This is a genomic window from Candidatus Cloacimonadota bacterium, assembly GCA_020532355.1.
Classification (GTDB): Bacteria; Cloacimonadota; Cloacimonadia; order Cloacimonadales; family Cloacimonadaceae; genus UBA5456.
The window spans coordinates 1-2,530 of the sequence record JAJBBD010000198.1 but is presented as its reverse complement, the minus strand read 5'-3'; the positions used below and the strand labels follow the sequence as shown (position 1 = coordinate 2,530).

Here is a 2,530-nt window from a genome sequence, read left to right as displayed (position 1 = left end):
TCTTAGACTTACCTATTTTGTCCAAGTGATCGCTATTTGCAGATTTCAGTGACTCTTTATAGAGATCATTGGCAATAGAAAATAAGGCTGGATTAAAAAATGGGGGAATGCGAGTGCATAAAGCACTTGACAAATAGCAGCTCCAATCTTGACTTCCATGAATAGCATAAAATTGATTGACGTCAATAACTTAACGAAAAGTAAGAGGTAATATGTTTGCCAGACATAAACACATAATTCTATTGATTCTATTTCTGATCCTTTACCGAATCCCGGCACTCATACTGTGGAGTCCCAATATTACGGGCAGTGATTCATCTATATACATGGAAACTGCTCGTAACATTGCCGAAGGTAAGGGCTATGTAAGCTCTATTTGTCGCTACGATATGAATAGTGATAAATTGCGGGATTATGTACATGAACATGGGAACCGTTATCAGGGATGGAGTAGAGCCCCGATCTATACTTATATGATGAGCGGCATATATCTGATTACAGGGAAAGAACACTATATGACTGGTGTGAACATACTGAATCTACTGCTTTTCATCCTGTCCCTTGTTATCATTTATCGTTTTATGTTACAGCGATATCCAGACAAGAAATATGCTTATTTTATAGCAATACTGTGGGTCGGAGGTAGCTTCACTCTTTATGAATACTCATTTGGTGCCTGGCTTGAAAGCTATACTCTCTTCAATTTTGTCCTTATCTTTGCATACCACAGTTTCATTGTAAACAACGACAATTTCCCAAAATGGCACTACATTCTATATGCTTTCGCTCTGGCATCGCTATTTACTATTAAGAGAGCCAATATGCCCATGGCTGTAGCATTCTTTGCCCATCTCTTTTTATGCCGTAACTTCAAGAGATTTTTTCTTGTAACCGGTATGTTTATTGCCTTTACAGGATTGTGGTATGGATTAAGATTCTATGTTATGGATACTCCCCCAATGGCTTCATTTAGTCATAGTTTTCCATATCTCGGCCTTAGCTTGGATACATCACCTTTACCACGATTCATATTTTCACCAAAGATGTTTATCTCTGTTATGAGAGAGATACTTACCATAGCAATGGATTGGCGCAACTTGGGGCTACTTACACCATTTACAATCTTCTATTTGGCAGCGTACCCCAATGATCGCATCAAACAAGCCATTTGGATGCTTTTGCTTCTTAATATCGGGATATATGCCTTCAGCCGCGGAATTCCAAATCCTCGTTACATATTTCCATTATTTGTTCCCCTGATCATGTACTCTGCAATTATGTTGGAGCAGGCTTTGCTGACATTGTGTAATGATAAGCAACTTGTTCCACGCTATTCTTTGGCAATGGTAGTTATTTTTTTCCAGATCTATTGCGTTGCCAATTTTGTGCAGTGGATTCCTGTTTGTGCCAAGGAAAGAGATCACATTTTCCACGCAGCTGATGATATCCTCGCCAAGCATGGTATATCTGAAGATGCTATCATTATGAGCAATATTGTAGGCTATAACCTTTACACTAATCATGGTTATGTTCTTACCCCTCCCAATACAGTTGAGGATGGCCAAAATGAATTATTTGATCTCTATAAGGTAGATTATGTTCTTCATTATGATGGTCTCACTCGCTACTTTGGGTGGAATGAGTTTACTCTTAAATTGGATAAATTCAATTATCTGCCATTAATTGAGGAATCTCAATCAGACCATGCTTTGAGATTGTATTCCACAAAATGATGAATTGAATCAAGCATTCATGTTTATTTATCACAAGTTTAGTCTACGTACTGAGCGTAATTATCGTGGGTGCCGCCATCGCGGTAGGTATCCAGATGTTCAACAACCAGTCTTACAGTGCAAACAAATCAGCTATCGCAGCTGATGCACAGAGCTATGCCTCTCAGATAGTACAATATTTCAAAACTCCGATTTCACAAGGCGGAGCTGGTCAACCGACCGCGACTATGGATGCTGATGCAGTTGGTGGATTTATTGGATGGGGCGATGATGTAACAGATAACGATAATGGCGACTATATTGTAGTTCCTCATAGCGCTACTACTGTATATGTATATGGAATTGGAAAAGAAGAAAAAGATTCCAAAAAACCTGCAGTTAGGACTACTGTTACTCTCCCTGCAGGCAGTATAAGTGCTCAAGTTATTGACGCAGTCAATACTACTACGACTGCTAATGTTGCACCAGCTGGATTCGGATCCTAATTATAAGGAACCTGAATTTCTACGGGGATTGATTGCAATCCCCTTTTTTTGACTCCAATCTAGCCATTGCTTTTACCTTAATGATAAATTAGCATCCCAGCAAATGTTTGTTGACCCATTCATGAGATCACTAGGGGGGTCGAGAATCCTAATCAACTCCTCTCACGATGCTTTAATATATTGGCCAAGTCTTCCGCTTCTGCCTGTTCAAAACCAAGCATCCCGAAAAAGTGGATATAGCCTACATCGAAAGGCACATGGCAAATAATCATCTTATACCCGCCACCCAAAACATCCGCAGAGCTATGGGGA

The 2,530-nt window shown here is 39.6% G+C and carries 2 protein-coding genes; both read left to right on the top strand.

Annotated features, from left to right (window positions below):
* The first annotated feature begins 212 nt into the window (after positions 1 to 212).
* Positions 213 to 1,733 carry a hypothetical protein gene (locus LHW48_06985; GenBank protein ID MCB5260201.1) on the top strand — a complete coding sequence of 507 codons (1,521 nt, stop codon included), beginning with the start codon at positions 213 to 215 and terminating at the stop codon, positions 1,731 to 1,733.
* A gap of 65 nt (positions 1,734 to 1,798) precedes the next feature.
* Positions 1,799 to 2,218, top strand: coding sequence for a hypothetical protein (locus tag LHW48_06980; protein ID MCB5260200.1), 420 nt, complete (start codon positions 1,799 to 1,801; stop codon positions 2,216 to 2,218).
* Positions 2,219 to 2,530: the final 312 nt, after the last annotated feature.